The 16,822-nt window shown below is 66.0% G+C and carries 12 protein-coding genes; 7 read left to right on the top strand and 5 right to left on the bottom strand.

Annotation, left to right across the window (positions count from 1 at the left end; translation table 11 throughout):
- The first annotated feature begins 1 nt into the window (after position 1).
- Positions 2-2,992, top strand: a complete 2,991-nt coding sequence (locus BLT60_RS12120) for a bifunctional [glutamine synthetase] adenylyltransferase/[glutamine synthetase]-adenylyl-L-tyrosine phosphorylase (protein WP_090876690.1) — start codon at positions 2-4, stop codon at positions 2,990-2,992.
- Positions 2,989-3,504, top strand: coding sequence for a hypothetical protein (locus BLT60_RS12125; protein ID WP_090876691.1), 516 nt, complete (start codon positions 2,989-2,991; stop codon positions 3,502-3,504). The genes BLT60_RS12120 and BLT60_RS12125 overlap by 4 nt, the downstream gene beginning before the upstream one ends.
- A gap of 12 nt (positions 3,505-3,516) precedes the next feature.
- Here BLT60_RS12125 and BLT60_RS12130 read toward each other — a convergent pair whose 3' ends face one another.
- Positions 3,517-5,862, bottom strand: a complete 2,346-nt coding sequence (locus BLT60_RS12130) for a PAS domain-containing sensor histidine kinase (RefSeq protein ID WP_090876692.1) — start codon at positions 5,860-5,862, stop codon at positions 3,517-3,519.
- A gap of 215 nt (positions 5,863-6,077) precedes the next feature.
- On the bottom strand, positions 6,078-8,711 hold the full coding sequence (gene pepN, locus BLT60_RS12135; protein ID WP_090876693.1) for an aminopeptidase N: 2,634 nt from the start codon (positions 8,709-8,711) through the stop codon (positions 6,078-6,080).
- A gap of 390 nt (positions 8,712-9,101) precedes the next feature.
- Between pepN and BLT60_RS12140 the strand changes: the two genes are divergently transcribed.
- From BLT60_RS12140 to BLT60_RS12160, 5 genes are read left to right on the top strand one after another with little or no spacing between them, the layout of a single operon-like run.
- Positions 9,102-10,127, top strand: a complete 1,026-nt coding sequence (locus tag BLT60_RS12140; protein WP_090876694.1) for a LacI family DNA-binding transcriptional regulator — start codon at positions 9,102-9,104, stop codon at positions 10,125-10,127.
- 30 nt (positions 10,128-10,157) lie between these two features.
- Positions 10,158-11,609, top strand: coding sequence for a xylulokinase (xylB, locus tag BLT60_RS12145; RefSeq protein WP_090876695.1), 1,452 nt, complete (start codon positions 10,158-10,160; stop codon positions 11,607-11,609).
- Positions 11,606-12,916 carry a xylose isomerase gene (gene xylA, locus BLT60_RS12150; RefSeq protein ID WP_090876696.1) on the top strand — a complete coding sequence of 437 codons (1,311 nt, stop codon included), beginning with the start codon at positions 11,606-11,608 and terminating at the stop codon, positions 12,914-12,916. Before xylB ends, xylA begins: the two co-directional genes overlap by 4 nt.
- A gap of 36 nt (positions 12,917-12,952) precedes the next feature.
- Positions 12,953-14,005: a sugar phosphate isomerase/epimerase family protein gene (locus tag BLT60_RS12155; protein ID WP_090876697.1), complete on the top strand. Its 1,053-nt coding sequence runs from the start codon at positions 12,953-12,955 to the stop codon at positions 14,003-14,005.
- A gap of 14 nt (positions 14,006-14,019) precedes the next feature.
- Positions 14,020-15,189 (top strand): Gfo/Idh/MocA family protein, encoded by a 1,170-nt coding sequence (locus BLT60_RS12160; protein ID WP_090876698.1) that lies wholly within the window; start codon positions 14,020-14,022, stop codon positions 15,187-15,189.
- Here the strand turns inward: BLT60_RS12160 and BLT60_RS12165 are convergent.
- Genes BLT60_RS12165 through BLT60_RS12175 form a run of 3 tightly spaced genes read right to left on the bottom strand, consistent with a single transcriptional unit; the run spans position 15,186 to position 16,769 of the window.
- Entirely contained in the window at positions 15,186-15,662 is a 477-nt protein-coding gene (locus tag BLT60_RS12165; RefSeq protein WP_090876699.1) for a GFA family protein, read from the bottom strand. The genes BLT60_RS12160 and BLT60_RS12165 overlap by 4 nt on opposite strands.
- Before the next feature lie 43 nt (positions 15,663-15,705).
- On the bottom strand, positions 15,706-16,296 hold the full coding sequence (locus BLT60_RS12170) for a hypothetical protein (protein WP_090876700.1): 591 nt from the start codon (positions 16,294-16,296) through the stop codon (positions 15,706-15,708).
- A complete protein-coding gene (locus tag BLT60_RS12175; protein ID WP_090876701.1) occupies positions 16,293-16,769 on the bottom strand; it encodes a hypothetical protein in 477 nt (158 codons plus the stop codon). The genes BLT60_RS12170 and BLT60_RS12175 overlap by 4 nt, the downstream gene beginning before the upstream one ends.
- Between the last annotated feature and the right edge of the window lie 53 nt (positions 16,770-16,822).

Here is a 16,822-nt window from a genome sequence, read left to right on the forward strand (position 1 = left end):
CATGGCATCAGCAACGAAACGAAAGCCGAGCGCCCGCAGCAGCCTCGCCGCGCAGATCGAACCGCGGCTGCGCCTGGCAAAGGCCGCCGACCGCAAGGCGCGCCTGGCCGAACTGTACGAAGCGGCGGAAGAGGCCGGCGTTGCCGCGCGGCTCAAGACGCTGCTCGACCGACATGACGGGCTCGGTGCCTTCGTCGCCAGCGTCTCGGAATATGCGCCGTTCCTGCGCAGCCTGATGCTCGGCGAGCCGGCGCGGTTGATCGCCCTCCTCGGCAAGAATCCGAAGGGTTCGCTCGATCGGTTGGTCACAGGGACGGCCGATGCCTGGCGGCTCGACGACCGGGACGGGTTGATGGCCGCACTGCGTCGCGCCCGGCAGGAGGCGGCGCTGCTGATCGGCCTGGCCGATCTCGGCGGCGTCTGGTCCGTCAGTGACGTCGTCGCGGCCCTGTCAGGGTTCGCCGACGCCTCCGTCGCCGCCACCGCGCGCTTCCTGCTTTCCGACCTGCACCGGGAGGGCAAGATCAAATTGCCCGACCCGGAGCAGCCCGACGTTGGCTCTGGATGGATCATCCTGGGCATGGGCAAGTCCGGCGCGGGCGAGCTCAACTATTCGAGCGACATCGACCTGATCGTGCTGTTCGACCACGACGTCGCGCCGCTGGCCGACCCGGACGAAGCCGCGGCCGTCTTCATCCGGCTGACCAAGCAACTGGTCCATATCCTCAGCGAGCACACGGCTGACGGCTACGTTTTCCGCACCGACCTTCGGCTGAGGCCGGACCCGGGCGCCACCAACATCGCCATATCGACCGAAGCGGCGCTGCAATATTACGAGAGCTTCGGCCAGAACTGGGAGCGCGCCGCGCTGATCAAGGCGCGACCGGTCGCCGGCGATGTCGCGGCCGGCGAGGCCTTTCTCGCCGAACTCACCCCGTATATCTGGCGCAAGTATCTCGATTATGCGGCCATCGCCGACATCCACTCGATCAAGCGCCAGATCCACGATTTCCGCGGCCACGAGGAGATCGCGGTCGCCGGCCACAACATCAAGCTCGGCCGTGGCGGCATTCGCGAGATCGAGTTCTTCGTCCAGACCCAGCAACTGATTGCCGGCGGGCGCAATCCCGAACTTCGGGGGCGGGCGACGCTGGACATGCTGGCGGGACTGGCCGAGGGCGGCTGGATCGACGAGCAGGCGCGGGACGACATGTCGGCGAGCTACTGCGAACTGCGGCAGATCGAACATTGCCTACAGATGATCAATGACGAGCAGACCCATACGTTGCCCGCCACCGACGAGGAACTCGATATCGTTGCACGGATGGCGGGGGCGCGAAGCCTTGCGGCCTTCAAGAAGGCATTGCCGGTGACGCTTGCCCGGGTCCGCGACCGCTATGGCGAGCTCTTCGAGGCGGCACCGTCGCTGACCTCGAAGCTCGGCAGCCTCGTCTTCACCGGCGACGATGACGATCCCGATACGCTGAACACGCTTGAGGGTCTCGGATTCCGCACGCCGGAGCAGGTGAGCCGGACGATCCGCACCTGGCACTATGGCCGCTATCCGGCGACGCGCTCGACGGCGGCGCGCGAGCGGCTGACCGAATTCGTGCCGGCATTGCTCGAGACGCTGGCAACCACCGACAATGCCGATGCCGCGCTGGCCGCCTTCGACCGCTTCCTGTCGCGGCTGCCCGCCGGCGTCCAGCTCTTCTCGCTGCTGACTTCCAATCCGTCCCTGCTTGGCCTGCTGGCGACGATGATGGCTTCGGCGCCGCGGATGACCGAGGTCGTGGTCCACCGCGCCCATGTGCTCGATGCGCTGATCGAGCCGGCTTTTTTCGGCCGGGTGCCAAGCCGCGAGACCCTTGAGCCGCGTCTTGCCGCCAGTCTGGAGGAGGCGCCCGACTACGAGGATATTCTCGACCGCGCCCGGATCTTCGGCCAGGAGCAGGCCTTCCTGATCGGTGTCCGGGTGCTGGCCGGCACCCTTGATGCCGGTCGCGCCGGTATCGCCTTCACCGACCTGGCGGACGTGCTGGTGTCGGCGCTGTTCGACGCCGCTCGCCGCGAGTTCGAGTCGATCCACGGCAAGATCGCCAGGGGCAAAGTGGCTGTCGTCGCCATGGGTAAGCTGGGCGGCCGTGAGATGACCGCCGCCTCCGACCTCGACCTGATCTTCCTCTATGACTTCGACGAGAAGGCGTCGGAATCGAGCGGCGACCGGCCGCTGGCGGCGGCGCAGTATTTCGCCCGCCTGACCCAGCGGCTTCTGGCGGCATTGTCGGCGCCGACCGCCGAGGGGACGCTTTACGAAGTCGACTTCCGGCTTCGGCCGTCGGGCAATGCCGGGCCGCTGGCGACCCATATCGATGCCTTCGCCACCTACCAGGCCAAGGACGCCTGGACCTGGGAGCACATGGCGCTGACGCGTGCCCGGCCGATCGCCGGCGACAAGGCGCTGATGACGCGGGCGGCGAAGGAAATTGCCGGCGCGCTGGCGCAGAAGCGGCAGCCGAAGAAGACCCGCGCCAGCATCCTCGACATGCGGGCCCTGCTGGAGGAGGAAAAGGGCGGCGGCGGCGCCTGGGATCTCAAGCAGGCGCCGGGCGGACTGATCGATATCGAGTTTATCGCCCAGTATCTGCAACTGACCCGCGGCGTGCAGCATCCGGAGATCCTGTCGACTGAAACCGAGGCGTCGCTCGCCGCCGCCACCAAGGCCGGCGTCCTGTCGCGGGGAGACTCCGAGATACTGCTGCCTGCGCTGCGTCTCCATCAGACTCTGATGCAGATCCTGCGGTTGTGCGTCGAGGAGCCTTTCGATCCGGAAAAAGTACCGCGCGGGATGCTTGAGCTGCTGGCGCGGGCGGCGGCCATGCCGGACTTTGCCCGGCTCGACCATCATCTGCGCGAGACCGAGGCGGCGGTCCGCGCCTGTTTCGAGCGGCTGATCGGCCCGTTGTCGGCGGCATCGGAGCAAACCGAATGAGGCGGCCGACCGGGTTGCTGGCGCTGGCCATGGTCGCGGCGCCGCTCGGCGCGACCGCCAGCGCGGCGCCGGTCTGGCATTTCTATTCCGAGGACCCGTCCTTTGCCTTTCTGGCGGTGGTGGATGAATCCGAGGTCGGTGAGGCGGAAGCCTATTATGCCTTCTCGATGAGTTGCTCCGCGACCCGCGACTGGACGATGCGGGTAGCCGGGCTCAACCATGTCGAACTCGGGGCGGCGATCGCCCGTAACGAGCCGCCGGGCTTCTCGATGCTCTTCGATGGCGCCGCCGACGGCCTGTTCAGCCAGTATTATCCCGACCTCAATTTCGGGGAGATGTGGGGCGAGTGGGAGTATGTCGCGCGCTGGTCGCCCGGCGTCCTCGACCTGATGCTTGCCGCCGACGCGATCCGCATGACCGGCCCCGGCATCGACACGACGCTGACCGATCGGGGCAGGACGGAAGCGGTGGGGGCGTTCCAGGCTGCCTGTGGCGCGATCGCCGGCGGCTGAGCGCGGGGTATCCTACGCGCCGGTGGAACGGGGGTGGCTGCCGGCATCGACCGGCAGGCGCACCGAGACGATGGTGCCGTGGCCCTCGCGCGACCGGATGCGGATCGAACCGCCATGGAGTTCGGTCAGCGAGGTGGTGATCGCCAGGCCGAGCCCAGAGCCCTGGTGGCTCTTGGTGAACTGGTTGCTGACCTGTTCGAACGGACGTCCGAGCTTTGCAAGCGAGGTCGAGGAGATGCCGATGCCGGTATCCTCGACCGAGAAGGTGACCGCGGTGCCGGTCGTGCGGGCGCGCACGGTGATCTCTCCCTCCAGCGTGAACTTCACGGCGTTCGACAGGAGGTTGAGCATGATCTGCTTGAGCGCCTTGCGGTCGCCGCGCATCCGCAGGTTCTTCCCGATATCCGTCACGACCTTGATGTTGCGCGCATCGGCCTGTGCCTGGACGATGCGGATCGACTCCTCGACCAGATCGTCGAGAACCAGGTCCTCCAGCGTCAGCGCCATGCGGCCGGCCTCGATCCGCGACATGTCGAGAATGTCGTCGATGACGCCGAGCAGGTAGGCGCCGCTCTGGTTGATGTCCTTGCAATATTCGCCGTATTTGGCCGAGCCGAGCGGGCCGAACATACCCGACTGCATGACTTCCGAAAAGCCGATGATGGCGTTGAGCGGGGTCCGCAATTCGTGGCTGATATTGGCCAGGAATTCCGACTTGGCGCGGTTCGCCCCTTCGGCCCGGTCCTTTTCCTCGGCGTATTTCTCAGCGAGCTCGACCATCTGCTGGGCCTGCATCTCGAGCTTCTGGCGTGACTGGCGAAGGTCGGCGATGGTCGCCATCAGGCGGCGCTCCCCGTCGATCAGTTTGGCTTCGTGGCGCTTGAGCTGGGTGATGTCGGTGCCGATCGAGACGAAGCCGCCATCCTTGGTGCGGCGCTCGTTGATCTGCAGCCAGCGGCCGTCCTCCAACTGGAGTTCGAAGCTGCGCGCCCCTTCCTCGGGCCGGCCGTCGACGACCACCTGGGCGCGGACCAGCGGCTTGCGTCCGGCGGCGATGACATCCGCATAGGGCGTGCCGGGCGCCAGCGCCGAATCCGGCATGCCGTGAAGCTGCTGGTATTTCGAGTTGCACATGACGAGGCGGTTGTCGGCGTCCCACAATACGAAGGCCTCGGAGATCGTCTCGATCGCGTCGCGGAGCCGGATGTCAGCGGTCTTGGACCGCTCGACCAGCCGCATCTGCTCGGTGACGTCGACGGCGATGCCGATCAGGTGCGGGCCGCCGGTGTCGCGGTCGACGAGTTCGGCGCGGGCCCGTAGCCACACCCAGCGTCCGTCGGCATGGCGCATCCGGAACATCTGGTCGACCGTCGCCTCGCCGGCCTCGTAGAGCGATTCCGCCAGCGCCATCAGGTCGCCGTCGTCGGGGTGCATCAGGTTGGAGACTTCGCCGAAGCCGATCAGCGCATCACGCGGTTCGAGGCCGATGATCTCGAACATCGATCGCGACCAGAACATGCGGCCGCTGGCGAGGTCCCAGTCCCAGAGCCCGCAACGGCCGCGCATCAGCGCGGTCTCGCTGCGCGCCTGGGTTTCCGAGTAGATCTCGTCGGCTTCCACCGCGCGGCTTGCCTGGGCGAAGTAGCCGTAGAGGATGACCAGCAGGATCGCGCTGGTCCCCATGAAGATGGCGACGTTGAGCGAGACGTCGGCGCGCCAGCTCGAATAGACGCTGGCCAGCGGCGCGATCACGGCGACATCGCCGGCGCCGCCCTCGAGATGATGGACGGTTGCCAGGGCCGGGGTGCCGTCGGCCAGCGAAATCTCGAGGACGCCGGCGCGGACGCCGAAGATCGTCAGCGGCTGGGTTTCGCCGAGGATGCGGACGAGGGGGAGGCCCTCGAACTCCGCATTGCGGGGGGCGGTGGCGACGACGAGGCCATCGTGGTCGGTGACGTAGATCATCCGGCCGTTGTTGGTCGCGCTGCTCGGCAGCGTCGCCGAAAGCGTCGCGCGGATTGCGTCGGTATCGGCGGCGGTCTCGCCGGGATGAGCCTTGTCGAGGGCGCTCGACAGAACGGCGGCGATCAGGCCCATCGTCTCGCGGGCGTCGTATTCGCGCTCCGCCTTGTGCTGATACAGTTCGACGAAACGCGCGGCGCCGACGATCAGCAGGAAGATGACGATGAGGATCGGAATAAGTCGGCGAAGCAGGGGCTCCGCCGCGAGCAGCTTCTCATAGGCGGGATGGGCGAGAAGTTTTGCATGGCCTGAGATCGCAGCTTTTTTCGGAAGCCTGATCCCGGACAAAGTTGATTGCTTCGCGACAGATGGCTCGACTGCCCCTGCCCGCGCCATGCGAGACCCCCTCGGTCTTGTGTCAATTGAATCCAGAGAACGCCACGCCCCGAATCACTTCATTTGAATCGAGGCGAATCGCCATGTCCATAGCAATTAATTAAAATTTTACACTTTGGGCGAAGGCCGACTCCACGAGGGTCTTCCGCCATGGCGTCGACTGTCGTGAACCCGGAAATTCCGGCCAGCGGAGGACGACTCCGCTGGCTCTTCGCCTACGCCAGGGTGCGGGTGACGATGTCGCGCGTGTCGGATGACAGGCTGTCGCTCGCCGCGATCCGGCGGAGCGCCTTTTCGGCCAGCGCCCGGCGGCCGGCCTCAAGCGCCTTCCACGACCGGAAGCTGACGAGGAGGCGCGCCGCGGTCTGCGGATTCCGCTTGTCGAGGTCGAGAACGAAGTCGGCGAAGAAATCGTAGCCCGCGCCGTCGGGGCGATTGAACTGCGTCTGGTTGCTGCCGGCGAAGCCGCCGATCAGGGCGCGGATGCGGTTCGGGTTGGTCAGCGAAAAGGCGGGATGCGTAGTCAGTGCCTTGACCCGGTCCAGTGTCGTTTCGAGCGGCACGACGGCCTCCAGCATCAGCCACTTGTCGAGCCCCAACGGGTCGTCGCGGTAGCGGTCCTGGAAGGTCTCAAGCGCCGCGATCCGTTCCTCGAAGCCGTTGCTGGCGAGGATCGACAGGGCGGCGAGACGGTCGGTCATGTTGTCGGCGCTCTCGAAGCGGGCAACGACACGGCCGATGGCCTCCGGCGCAGCCTGGCCGACGGTCAACGCCAGCGCGGCATTGGCGAGGGCGCGACGGCCGGCGGAGGCGGCGTCCGGGCTGTAATCCCCGACGTTGCCAGTCCGTTCGGCCAGTTCCGCGAGCCGCTTGCCGATCCGGCTCGCCACCATCGCCATCAGGCGTTTGCGGGCGCCGGCGATTGCGGCGGGATCGACATCGTGGCCGATCTCGCGAGCGATGTCGGCTTCGCCCGGAAGCTGGAGGATCTGGGCGCGGAATGCCGGTTCCAGGCTGTCGTCCTCGGCGACCTCGGCGAGCGCGTCGACGAAGGCCGGGTCGAGCTTCGATTGCGCGCCCGAGCGGACCGCGGCGGTCTCGGCGATCAGGGTCTGGATCGCGATCTGTTGCGAGGCGCGCCAGCGATTGAAGGCGTCGGCGTCGGTTCGCAACAGGAAGAGCTGGTCGGTCTGCGACAGGCCGGTGGCGATCTTGACCGGCGCGGAGAAGCCGCGGAGCAGGGAGGGCACCGGCGGGGCGGAGACGCCCTCGAAGACGATCGTCTGCGCGGCCTCGGTGAGATGGATCACGTCATCCTCGACGCCGCCGCCGGTGGCGCTGGTAAAGGCGAGGTCGGCGCCGTTCGGACCGACAAGGCCGAAGCGAACGGGAATGTGCATCGGGCTCTTGGTCTGCTGGCCGGGCGTCGGCGGAATCGATTGCTTGAGCGACAGGGAATAGGTCTGCCGCCGGGCGTCGTAGCGGCCTTCGGCCGTCACCTCCGGCGTGCCGGCCTGCGAGTACCAGAGCTTGAACTGGGAGAGGTCCTTGCCCGTGGCGTCGGCGAAGCTGGCGAGGAAATCCTCGATCGTCACCGCCTGGCCGTCGTGGCGCTCGAAATAGAGGTCCATGCCGGCGCGGAAGCCGTCCTCGCCGAGGATCGCCTTCAGCATGCGGATGACCTCGGCGCCCTTGTCGTAGACCGTCGCGGTATAGAAGTTGTTGATCTCGCTGTAGACCTCCGGCCGGACCGGATGGGCGAGGGGGCCGGCATCCTCGGGAAACTGGCGGGCGAGCAGGGTGCGGACATCGGCGATCCGCTTGACCCCGCGCGACCGCTCGTCGGAGGAGAATTCCTGATCGCGGAAAACGGTCAGGCCCTCCTTGAGGCAGAGCTGGAACCAGTCGCGGCAGGTGATGCGGTCGCCGGTCCAGTTGTGGAAATACTCATGCGCGATCACCGTCTCGATGCCGGCATAGTCGGCGTCGGTGGCGATATCGGGATCGGCCAGGACGTACTTGTCGTTGAAGACGTTGAGGCCCTTGTTCTCCATCGCGCCCATGTTGAAGTCGGAGACCGCGACGATCATGAAGATGTCGAGGTCGTATTCGCGGCCGAACGCGGTTTCGTCCCAGCGCATCGAACGCTTCAGCGCGTCCATCGCGTAGGCGCAGCGGGCTTCCTTGCCGTGCTCGCAATAGATATGGAGCGCAACCTCGCGGCCGGACATCGTCGTGAAGCTGTCCTCGACAAGGCCGAGGTCGCCGGCGACGGCGGCGAAGAGGTAGGACGGCTTTGGAAAGGGATCGTGCCAGACGGCGAAATGGCGGGTGGTGCCGGGGATGTCGCCGCCATCGATGCGATTGCCGTTGGACAGGAGCACGGGTGCTGCCGCCTTCGACGCCTCGATCCGCGTCGTGTAGACGGCCAGCACATCGGGGCGGTCGAGAAAATAGGTGATGCGGCGGAAGCCTTCGGCCTCGCACTGGGTGCAGTAGTTGCCGTTCGACAGATAGAGCCCCATCAGCTTGGTGTTGGCCTTGGGGTTGATCTCGGTGACGATCTCGAGGGTGAAGGGCTCGCGCGGCGGCGCCTTGATGGTCAGTTGCTGCGGCGTCGCCTCATAGGCGGAGGACGGAATATACTCCTCGTTGATCGAGATCGCGATCAGCTTCACCTCGTCGCCGTCGAGCACCAGCGGCGCACCGGGCGTGTTCGGTCGCATCGCCAGTTGTGCCGTCACCTGCGTCGCCGTCGGGGCAAGGCTGAAGTCGAGCGAAACCGTATCGATGGCGTAGTCGGGGGCGCGGTAATCGCTCAGGCGGACCGGGGTCGTCTCTTTCGTCATGGGAAGCAATGCACCGTCTGGGTATGGGTGGGTGGCCGGCGGGCCGCTCAGGCATTTCGGCTCTTCTAGGGGTTTTGACGCCGCGATGCCACGGTCTCGCGCCGCCAGACCTCCGGTGGCCGGAAACCGAGCGCGGTTGACGTACGCCCCTCGACATATGCGTCGGTCGGGCAGGATCAAGCCTGCAAGCGACTACGGTGACCGACCGGCGGCGAAAGCAGGTCGCGACCGTCGACGTATGTTTCTGGATATAAACGATTTTCTCGCCGCGCGCCGCGTCGCCGCGCGGGGAAGACTCTCACCCGAGACGACTGTCGCCGCAATCGCCTCACACGCCGAAATTGCTTTCCCGGCTTCACGGAGATATCAGGATATGAGGGAGGCATTTCATTGGCGCGCACGACCCTGCAGGACGTGGCGAAGACCGCGGGCGTGAGCCTTGCTACGGTCGATCGCGTGTTGAACCGGCGCGCCGGCGTTCACGCCGATACCGCCGAGCGCGTCCAGCAGGCGATCGAACGGCTGAAGTATCGCCCGGACCGGCTGGCCGCGCGGCTGGCGCGGGGGCGCGACCATCGCTTCGAATTCATCCTGCCGAGCGGTAGCAATGCCTTCATGCGCGCCCTGGAGGAAAGGGTTCGGGTCACTGCCGATCATGTCGTCGACGAGCGGGTGCGGATCGGCATCACTCATGTTGACGTCTTCGACGGCGAGGTACTGGCCGCGGCCCTCGACAATCTGCGGGGCGAGGCCGATGGCGTTGCGGTTGTCGCGCTCGACCATCCCTCGGTCTGTGAGGCGATCGACGACCTGACCCAGTCCGGCGTCACCGTCGTCACGCTGGTTTCCGATGCGCCGCGTTCGAAGCGGGCGCATTATGTCGGTATCGACAACACGGCGGCGGGACGAACCGCCGCCAGCCTGCTTGGCCGCTTCCTCGGCGGCCGCGGCGGCAAGGTCGGGCTGATTGCCGGCTCGATGGCGCTTCGCGACCATATCGAGCGCCAGATCGGCTTCGAGCAGGTCATCGCGCGCGACTTTCCCGGCCTTCGCCTCCTGCCGATCCGCGAGGGGCGGGATGATGACGAACGGGTCGAGGCGCTGGCAGCGGCGCTGCTCGGCGAGCACGACGACCTCGTCGGCATCTACAATGTCGGCGCCGGCAACGGCGGCGTCGTCGCGGCGCTGGAGGCCAGCGGGCGGAGTCGCGACGTGGTGTTCGTCGCGCACGAATTGACGCCGTTTTCGCGTCGGCACCTGATCCGGGGTACGATCGACGCGATCATCAATCAGGATGCCGGCCATGAGGGACGGAGCGCCACCCGGCTGCTGATCGCCGAACGGGAGGGTATCCCGATCGACGCCGGCCAGGAGAGGATTCGCATAGATATTTTTGTCCGCGATAACGTCCCGTAGCAAAACGGGGCGAGGGAGGAGAACGAAAACATGTATCTCGGGATCGACATTGGAACGTCTTCGCTGAAGGCGGTCCTGATCGATGACGGGCAGCGCATCGTCGGCAGCCGCTCGATGTCGCTCGACGTTTCGCGTCCGCATTCCGGCTGGTCCGAGCAGGACCCGGAAAGCTGGTGGACTGCCTGCGGCGCCGTCCTCGATGGGCTCGCCGCCGACCACCGCGCGGAGATGGCCGCCGTCAGGGGCATTGGCCTGTCCGGCCAGATGCACGGGGCGACGCTGCTCGACGAGGCCGACAAGGTCCTGCGTCCCTGCATCCTGTGGAACGACGGGCGATCGGCCGCGGAGGCCGCGGAGATCAGCACGGTCAGCGAGCGCGTCACCGGCAACATCGCGATGCCCGGGTTTACCGCGCCGAAGCTGATGTGGGTCAAGAATCACGAGCCGGAGATCTTCGCCAGGGTCCGGACCGTCCTGCTGCCGAAGGACTATGTTCGCCTCAGGCTGACTGGCGACAAGGCCAGCGACATGTCCGATTCCGCCGGCACGCTGTGGCTCGAGACCGCCAAGCGGGCGTGGTCGGACGAGATGCTGGCGCTGACCGGCATGGACCGTTCGCAGATGCCGGAATTGTTCGAGGGGAGTGCGGCGACCGGCACCCTCAACGCCGAACTCGCCAGCCGCTGGGGGATGACCGGCAAGGTCGTCGTCGCCGGCGGTGGTGGCGACAACGCGGCCTCGGGCTGTGGCGTCGGCGCCGTGGCGCCGGGCACCGGCTTCATCTCCATCGGCACCTCGGGCGTGATCTTCGTCACCGCCGACCGCTATCGCGGCAATCCGGCCGGCGCCGTTCATGCCTTCTGCCACGCGGTTCCCGGCACCTGGCACCAGATGGGCGTGTCTCTCTCCTCGGCCGGCTGCCTCGACTGGCTCGGCCACATCCTCGAGGCCTCGCCCGGCGACCTCGTCGATGCGCTTGGCGACAAGCCCGAAGGCCCGTCGTCGATCCTCTTCCTGCCGTATCTCTCCGGCGAGCGGACGCCGCATAACGACGTCGCCATCCGCGGCGCCTTTGTCGGGCTTGACCAGGCCGACGACCGGCGGGCGATGACCCAGGCGGTGCTGGAAGGCGTCGCCTTCGCCTTCAAGGACTGCCTCGACGTGCTGACCATGCCGCTTGCCGAGCCGCGCAGGCTGCTCGCCGTCGGCGGCGGCAGCCGCTCGCGCTACTGGCTGTCGACGATCGCCACCATCCTCGGCATGCCGATCGCGGTTCCCGAGGACGGCGATTTCGGCGCCGCCTTCGGCGCCGCGCGGCTTGGCCTGATCGCGGCGGAAGACGCCGACCCGTTCGCGGTCTGCGCCCCGCCGGCCATTCGCGAGACGATCGACCCGATTGCCGGGCTGTCGGAGTCCTATGCCGCAGCCCATGCCACCTATTGTGACCTTTACCCAGCCATCAAGGAGGCGATGCCCCGATGAACGCGCCGTATTTCAACCAGAAGCAGCCGATCAAGTTCAAGAAGGGAAAGTCCAAGGGACTGGCCTTCCGCCACTATGACGCCGACCGCAAGGTGCTCGGCAAGCGGATGGAGGACCAACTCCGCTTTGCTGCCTGCTACTGGCACTCCTTCTGCTGGCCGGGTACCGATCCCTTCGGCGGCGAGACCTTCCTGCGTCCCTGGCAGACCGCCGAGACGATGGAGAATGCCCATCTCAAGGCGGACGCCGCCTTCGAGATGTTCGAGCTCCTCGACGTGCCCTTCTTCACCTTCCACGACCGCGACATCGCCCCGGAAGGCGAGACACTGGCCGAGTCCAACAAGAACGTTCGCGAGATCGGCGAGGTCTTCGCCAGGAAGATGGAGAAGGCGAAGGTTCGGCTCCTCTGGGGCACGGCCAACCTGTTCTCCAACCGCCGCTACATGGGCGGTGGCGCCACCAATCCCGATCCGGACGTCTTCGCCTATGCCGCCGCGCAGGTGAAGAACGTGCTGGAACTGACCCATGACCTGAAAGGCGAGAACTACGTCCTGTGGGGCGGCCGCGAAGGCTACGAGACGCTGCTCAACACCGACATCAAGCGCGAGCTCGACCAGCTTGGCCGCTTTCTGACGATGGTCGTCGAGCACAAGCACAAGATCGGTTTCAAGGGCACCATCCTGATCGAGCCGAAGCCGAAGGAGCCGACCAAGCACCAGTACGATTTCGACGTCGCCTCGATCTACGGCATGCTCCAGGCCTTCGATCTCCAGGACCAGGTGAAGATCAACATCGAGCAGAACCACGCGATCCTCGCCGGCCACACCTTCGAGCACGAGCTGGCGCTGGCCAGCGCGGTGGGCATCCTCGGCTCGATCGACATCAACCGCGGCGATTATCAGCTCGGCTGGGACACCGACCAGTTCGCCATGAACATCCCGGAGATGGCGCTGGCCTGCTACTACATCTTCAAGGAGGGTGGCCTCGGCACCGGTGGCTTCAACTTCGACGCCAAGCTTCGTCGCCAGTCGATTGATCCGGACGACCTGCTCGAAGCCCATGTCGGGTCGATGGATGCCTGCGCCCGCGGCCTGCTGATCGCCGAGAAGATGATCAACGACGGCGTGCTTGCCGACTTCGTCGCCGAGCGTTACGCCGGATGGGACACCAGGGAAGGCAAGGCGATCCTTGCCGGCAAACGGTCGCTGGACGATCTGTCGAAGTCCGTCCTGAAGAAGGGCCTCGACCCGCAGCCGAAGAGCGGCAAGCAGGAGCATCTCGAGCGGCTGCTCAACGACTACATCTGAGGCGCGCGATAGCCGCGCCCACGAGGGGAGAAACCAATGAAGACGATGAAAGGCCCGGCGATTTTCCTCGCCCAGTTCGCTGGTGACGAGGCGCCGTTCAATTCTCTCGACGAGATGGCCGGCTGGGCCGGCTCGCTCGGCTACAAGGGGATCCAGATCCCGAGTTGGGACGGGCGGCTGTTCGACCTCAAGAAGGCGGCGTCGAGCAAGACCTACTGCGCTGACGTCAAGGGCATCGTCGAGGAACACGGCCTCGAGATCACCGAACTGTCGACGCACCTTCAGGGACAACTGGTCGCCGTCAATCCGCTCTACGACGTCGCCTTCGACGCCTTCGCCGCGCCGGAGGTGCGTGGCGATCCGAAGGCGCGGACGAAGTGGGCGATCAACCAGGTGAAGCTCGCCGCCAAGGCCTCGCGCAACCTCGGCCTCGACACCCAGGTCAGCTTCACTGGCGCCTTTGCCTGGCCCTTCATCTACCCGTGGCCGCAGCGGCCGCCGGGACTGATCGAGGAAGGGTTCGACGAACTGGCCAAGCGCTGGCGGCCGATCTTCGACGCCTGCGAGGAGCAGGGGGTCAATGTCGGCTTCGAACTGCATCCCGGCGAGGACGTCTTCGACGGCGAAACCTTCGAGATGCTGCTGGAGCGGGTCGACAATCACCCGCGCTGCGGGATCAACTACGACCCGTCGCATTTCGTCCTTCAGTGCCTCGACTATCTCGACTTCATCGACATCTACCATGAGCGGATCGTCGCCTTTCACGTCAAGGATGCCGAGTTCAACCCGACCGGCAAGCAGGGCGTCTATGGTGGCTTCCAGTCGTGGGTCAACCGGGCTGGCCGCTTCCGCTCGCTCGGTGACGGCCAGGTCGATTTCAGCAGCATCTTTTCCAAGCTCGCTCAATACGACTATGACAGTTGGGCGGTGCTCGAATGGGAATGCGCGCTGAAGCACCCTGAAGAAGGCGCGCGCGAGGGCGCCGACTTCATCAAGGCGCATATCATCAAGGTGACCGAGCGGGCGTTCGACGATTTCGCCGATGCCGGCACGGATCGGAAAGCCAACAGGAAGATGCTCGGCATCTAAGGGGGACACGAAGTATGGTTGAAGGACGCAGCGACAAGGTCGAGGGCGGGCGCATCCGCCTCGGGATGGTCGGCGGCGGGCAGGGGGCCTTCATCGGCGCCGTGCACCGTCTCGCCGCCCGCATGGACGATCAGTATGAGCTGGTTGCCGGCGCCCTGTCCTCGAACCCCAAGCGGGCCCGCGCCTCGGCTAAGGAACTGGGCCTCGCGCCCGACCGCTCCTACGGCTCCTACGAGGAGATGGCCAAGGCCGAATCCCAGCGCCCGGACGGTATCGAGGCGGTGGCGATCGTCACGCCGAACCACATGCATGCTCCGCCCGCCAAGGCCTTCCTCAAGGCGGGGATCAACGTCATCTGCGACAAGCCGCTGACGACGACGGTCAAGGAGGCGAAGGAACTCGTCGCGCTGGTCAAGAAGACCGGGCTCGTCTTCGCCGTCACCCACAACTACACCGGCTACCCGATGGTGCGGCAGGCGCGCGCCATGGTCGCGGCCGGCAAGCTCGGCGAGGTTCGCGTCGTCCAGGCTGAGTATGCCCAGGACTGGCTGACCGAGAAGGCGGAAGCCACCGCCAACAAGCAGGCCAAGTGGCGCACCGATCCCAAGCAGTCCGGCGCCGGGGGCTCGATCGGCGACATTGGCACCCACGCCTACAACCTTGCCTGCTTCGTCACCGGGCTGAAGCTGGATTCGCTTTGCGCGGACCTCACGGCCTTCGTCAAGGGCCGCAAGCTCGACGACAACGACAACATCCTCCTGCGCTGGAAAGGCGGCGCCAAGGGGATGCTGTGGGCGAGCCAGGTGGCGGTCGGCCACGAGAATGGTGCGATGCTCCGTGTCTACGGTTCCAAGGGCGGTCTCGTCTGGCGGCAGGAAGAGCCGAACCACCTGTGGTTCTCCGAGTTCGGCAAGCCGCTGCAACTGATCACCCGCGCCGGCGCCGGCGCTGGTCCCGAGGCCGGGCGCGTCACCCGGGTCCCGGCCGGCCATCCCGAGGGTTACCTCGAAGGCTTCGCCAACATCTATACCGAGGCGGCGCGGGCGATCCGGGCCCATCGCGACGGCAAGAAGCCCGATCCGTCGGTGATCTTCCCGTCGGTCGAGGATGGCCTGAGCGGCATGCAGTTCATCGAGGCGGCGGTGAAGTCGTCGCAGAAGGGCGCCGTCTGGGTGAAGCTCTAGGTCTCGTTACCAAGCGCAATGGCCCGCCGTTCATAGCTTTCGGCGGGCCAGAGCGCCCTGGTGTCGTAATAGGCTTCAAAGCGCGGCACGCCTTCTGGAAGCATCACCCAGGGCAGCTTCGACCGTATGAAGATATGCACGTCGGGCTGGAGCGCCGCCGGATCGTCGAGCGTCCCGACCCGGACGAAGCGCAAGTTCGGTCGGGGTCCGTAGTCGCTCCATACCGCCGTCTTGCACGAGACGCATCGATAGATCTCTTGCGAGCGGCCGCTGCCGGTCGGCACCGTTGTCGCAGTCACTTCGCCGGAGAGCAGGGCGATGCGGTCGGTCTCGATCAAGGCGTTGAGGACGAAGGCACTGCCCGTCTGGCACTGGCACTTTCGGCAGTGGCAGCAATGGACGAACATCGGTGCGCCGGCGAGGCGGTAGCGAAGCGCGCCACAGGTGCAGCCGCCCTCGAGTTCCTCTGTCATTCAAACCCTCCCTTTTTCCCGGCGACGGGGCGGGACCAGTCGCCTAGGCGGTCAACACCTCAGGCATCGCGTCCTTTGATGGCGACAACGGATCGTAGGACTCCGGTCTCGACCGCCGCATGAAGCGGATCAGCGTCGGGATGAAGAACAGGATAATCACAAGCTTCACCACGGCGATCCAGACCAGCCCGAAGTTGAGCAGCATGACGACGGCAATGCCGATCATGACGAAGATGAAGATCGTCAACCCCATGTTGGCGACATAGCCTCCACCGCTGCTTCCCTTGCGGTAGACGATGTCCTTGCCATGTTCGGCCAGCCGTCGGTGCAGTTCGAGGATGAAGGCGCGGTATTCGGCGTTCTTCTCGGTGAAGCTGCCGAAGCCGATGAAGTCGGTGTTGAGCAGGTTCACCATGCCGCCACGACGCAGGATGATCCGGGTGCGGTAGCGGTTGGTCGCGAAGCGCGAGGGGATATAGGCCATCTGCACTTCGGCGATCTCGTCGTAGAAGACGCCGTCGAGCCGTTCGCCCTCCGCCTGCCAGGTCAGCGCGTCTTCCGTCAGCCGATAGGTCCGCCGCTTGACCAGGGCGTTCTCGTTGAAGGTATAGGAGGTCGGATCGATGTCGCTCATTCCTGCTCGGGATTGTCCGGGTTGATGTCATAGCCCGGCCCGACCGTCAGGGCCTTTTCGGGCAGGATCGACTGATCGAACTCGGAGCGAAGCTCGTAGTCGACGGACTGGAGTTCCGTTCCCGCGTCGTCGATCACACGGACCGCGACGCGATAGGCCTTGCCGCCCTTCACCCCGGTCAGCGGCGGGGTGGTGAAGGAGTAGCGCTTGCGGTTGGCGGTCACCTCCTTGGCGATAACGATCGGCGGCCCGCCGGCCGGATTGTCGAACCGCGCCTCCAGCGTTCCGCCTGCCGGCAGCGTCCGTTGAGGCTCGGCGATGACGCCGGCCGACGCCTCGGCAATCCGGTAGTTGAAGACGAAGCCGCCCCCGCCGACCTTGATGTAGTCGCCGGATTCCTCCGGCGAGCAGGCCGACAGGGCGATCAGGAAGAGGGCGCCGACGGAGAAAGTCCGGGCGGGTGTTGCGATCATGGCGGGATGTCCTGGCGGGCCAAACGATCAAGGATGGGAGATTAGGACGAGTT

Origin of the sequence: Bauldia litoralis (assembly GCF_900104485.1) — a bacterium.
Taxonomy (GTDB): domain Bacteria; phylum Pseudomonadota; class Alphaproteobacteria; order Rhizobiales; family Kaistiaceae; genus Bauldia; species Bauldia litoralis.

Excerpts from the sequence above, each read along its gene's own strand:
- BLT60_RS12120 (WP_090876690.1), top strand. The coding sequence starts at position 2 with ATGGCATCAGCAACGAAACGAAAGCCGAGCGCCCGCAGCAGCCTCGCC.
- BLT60_RS12125 (WP_090876691.1), top strand. The coding sequence starts at position 2,989 with ATGAGGCGGCCGACCGGGTTGCTGGCGCTGGCCATGGTCGCGGCGCCG.
- BLT60_RS12165 (WP_090876699.1), bottom strand. The coding sequence starts at position 15,662 with ATGACAGAGGAACTCGAGGGCGGCTGCACCTGTGGCGCGCTTCGCTAC.
- BLT60_RS12160 (WP_090876698.1), top strand. The coding sequence starts at position 14,020 with ATGGTTGAAGGACGCAGCGACAAGGTCGAGGGCGGGCGCATCCGCCTC.
- xylB (WP_090876695.1), top strand. The coding sequence starts at position 10,158 with ATGTATCTCGGGATCGACATTGGAACGTCTTCGCTGAAGGCGGTCCTG.
- xylA (WP_090876696.1), top strand. The coding sequence starts at position 11,606 with ATGAACGCGCCGTATTTCAACCAGAAGCAGCCGATCAAGTTCAAGAAG.
- BLT60_RS12175 (WP_090876701.1), bottom strand. The coding sequence starts at position 16,769 with ATGATCGCAACACCCGCCCGGACTTTCTCCGTCGGCGCCCTCTTCCTG.
- BLT60_RS12170 (WP_090876700.1), bottom strand. The coding sequence starts at position 16,296 with ATGAGCGACATCGATCCGACCTCCTATACCTTCAACGAGAACGCCCTG.
- pepN (WP_090876693.1), bottom strand. The coding sequence starts at position 8,711 with ATGACGAAAGAGACGACCCCGGTCCGCCTGAGCGATTACCGCGCCCCC.
- BLT60_RS12130 (WP_090876692.1), bottom strand. The coding sequence starts at position 5,862 with ATGGCGCGGGCAGGGGCAGTCGAGCCATCTGTCGCGAAGCAATCAACT.
- BLT60_RS12155 (WP_090876697.1), top strand. The coding sequence starts at position 12,953 with ATGAAGACGATGAAAGGCCCGGCGATTTTCCTCGCCCAGTTCGCTGGT.